Consider the following 2,843-nt stretch of genomic DNA (forward strand, 5'->3'; position numbering starts at 1 on the left):
GGTTTCCACGATCCAAATCAACATCGGTAAGATCAACCTCCTTGATTGAACCCAATGTTTCCCTGCTCATCCAGGCTTCTATCAAACTGCCTCCCCAAGAGGTATGTATCATACCAACCGGAACATCTAAAATCTCTTGTAATTGCTGTCCAAAAAAATAGGCCACAGCACTGAACCCTGCCACACTTTCCGGAGACGCTTGTTGCCAGGCTGAATACTTTTCCACATTATTTAATGGAGTCATTGAGGCTGCTTTGTCAACTGAGAACAGTCGAAGGTTTGTATTATGGGAATTTGCAATCGACATAACAGAACCAAATGTGGGTTGCCCGTTAAAGCCTTTTATAGGTTGTTCCATATTCGATTGCCCTGAACACAACCAAACTTCTCCAAATAAGATATTTTCCAATACAACATTCGACGTTTCACTTTTTATTGTAATGATTTGGGGTTGTTTACTGTTGGTCGTTTTCACCTCAATGCGCCAATTTCCCTCATTGTCAGCAATAAGATCCATTGGAGCCGTTAGCCAGGATGCATCAATAGAAATGCTCTCTTTGGCATCAGCCCAGCCCCATAGTACGACGGTAGCATTGCGCTGCAATACCATATTTGAAGATACCAGCGCAGGAAGTTTAATTTCTGCATAAACTGATTGAATCACCAGTAATTGGATTGATGCTAATAGAATAAATAAATTGCCTCGTCTCATTTATATCTTCATTTAATTGTTGATTATAGGTCACTTTTTATCTAATGGACTATAATTGATTTAGTTATAACCAGTTATCGATTCCACATTGGTGCGTAACAATTTCTCCCGGAATTACATTAGCTGCCATCACAGAAATAACATCTGCGTCACGATCAATGGGATACTCCACTATTTCAATTTTCCCCCCAATTGATGAATAGTGTTCTGGACTAATCCTTCCACAGTATTGCCTCTGCCATCTTTTATCTGGTATTGTATTTCCATACCCCATGTAGGTTTGATGTCGGGTATAGTCAGTTTGATGGATTTTTTGTCTTTGTCCAATTCCGCTTTGGTCACTATCAAAATTTGTTCATTGTAATGTTTCGACCCATACTTTCTGGACCGTAAAAGGTCCCAGGTTTTAACTGAATAATGAGAAGTGTCCTGAACACTATTTGCATCCAGATTGTCTGTAAAACTCAGTTTCATTCCATTTTTAGTTGCCTGTATTCCAACTGGAATAACCATTGGTTTTTCCACTTTTCTAATTCGATAAAGTCCGCCCAACTGAGGTTGAGTAGAACCCCAAGCTGACAATCCGCACAAATACAATTGTTCATCCCCAGGATTGAAACGTCCCCGCATTACTCCAGTGGAAAATCTTGGCACCGGCAATTCAAAAATCCCACCCTGCACCTGATCCCCGATTTTTTCAAAGGGAACCACGAATACTTTTCCGTAACCGTAAGACAAGTTCAGCAGTTTGCCGTTCAAAGGCCCCCACTTTTTACTATCCACCCAAAGGAGTTCTGAGGGAGATTGATCTATTACTCTGTCTATCCAAACCAAGGGTTGCTCCATCCCGGCTTCTGTGCTGTCGGCCGGGGGATTATAGCCAAACTTATTACCATAAAACCCACCTTTTTTAACCCAATTGACCCGGTTCATGGGGTTCCAATGCCCTTCTTGGTCGGTTACTATAAATGTGCCATCCGGATTGAGGCAGACGCCATTTGCAGCCCTGAAACCGGTGGCTACTATTTCTGTTTTCAAGCCATCCTTGCTTACTTTAATTAAAGTTCCGTGTTGAGGTATTAAAGCTTCCCGCGCATGCCGGGCACTTTTTGCATAATAAAAGTTCCCATCCTTATCTACCTGAAGTCCCATGGCAAATTCATGGAAGTGGTCGGTTACCTGATGGTCATTGTTGTAGCTTTCGTAATAATCTGTTTCCATATCTCCGTTAAAGTCATGCAACTTTACGAGCTGATCTCTGCACGTGACAAAAATCTCCTCATTGACTACTTTGATTCCCAAAGGTTGGAACATGCCTGAAGCAATTCGTTGCCAAGTGAGTTTTCCCGAGTTTTTCGTAAACCCTTCTACCAGCCAAACATCCCCATCCGTAGAGCAAATTACTCCTTTGTTAGTATCCTTAAAGAAGTCCAATCCGCTCAATCGGAATTGGTTTTTCCACGGACTGTCGAAGGGAGGATTCATGATATCCACCTGAAATGGACCTTCTTGGGAGCCTTGTAGGACCTCAGAGGTTAATTTTTGGGGATACCTTGCAGGCCCACCTTTAATCAAAGGATTTAAGTCCTCAGCTTGGCCGGAAGTTTTGGCGTATTGAGGAAGTCCCTTCAACATGGGTTTTCCTATAAGTAATTTGATTTTTGCAGGCATAGACGGAGCCACTTCCATCACAATAAATCCATTCTGATTTTTTAATTTCACTCCATCTCCCACAATCGCAACTGAGGTTCCGCTTGGAGCTATTCTCATTTGTAGGGACTTATCTGAGGATGAAATATTCAATGTCCTTGTGAAAACCGGCTGGTTATCGACCGTTTCCAGTCCGAATGTTTCCAGAATTTTGGCACTTCCTACGGTGTATGAAATGATCACCCGATCCTTGAATTGGTAAAGTCCCTTGTAATGTGCCCATTCCCTTGGCAAGGGGCCAAATCTTCTTTTGTCCCTTGCCATGAATCTGGGATCATCGAAAGTACCTGTAGTAGGATTTGCCCAAGCTGGAACGACGGGATTTGAAAAATGCAGGTCTCCGGCTGTTCTTGGGGAGATATTGTGTTTTCCGTTAAATAAAATGGCTTCCCAATCAATAAAGCCTTCCCCTGTCCAAGCT

2 protein-coding genes are annotated in these 2,843 nt (G+C 42.5%); both read right to left on the minus strand.

Features of this window, described 5'->3' with window-relative positions; all coding sequences use genetic code 11:
* Positions 1 to 712, minus strand: a 712-nt coding sequence (locus ACEW8O_RS22075; protein ID WP_373496798.1) for a sialate O-acetylesterase, incomplete at its 3' end; no start/stop codon positions are given.
* 171 nt (positions 713 to 883) lie between these two features.
* Positions 884 to 2,843, minus strand: a 1,960-nt coding sequence (locus ACEW8O_RS22080; protein WP_373496799.1) for a DUF6797 domain-containing protein, incomplete at its 5' end; no start/stop codon positions are given.

Source organism: Aquiflexum sp. (assembly GCF_041749095.1).
Lineage (GTDB): Bacteria > Bacteroidota > Bacteroidia > Cytophagales > Cyclobacteriaceae > Aquiflexum.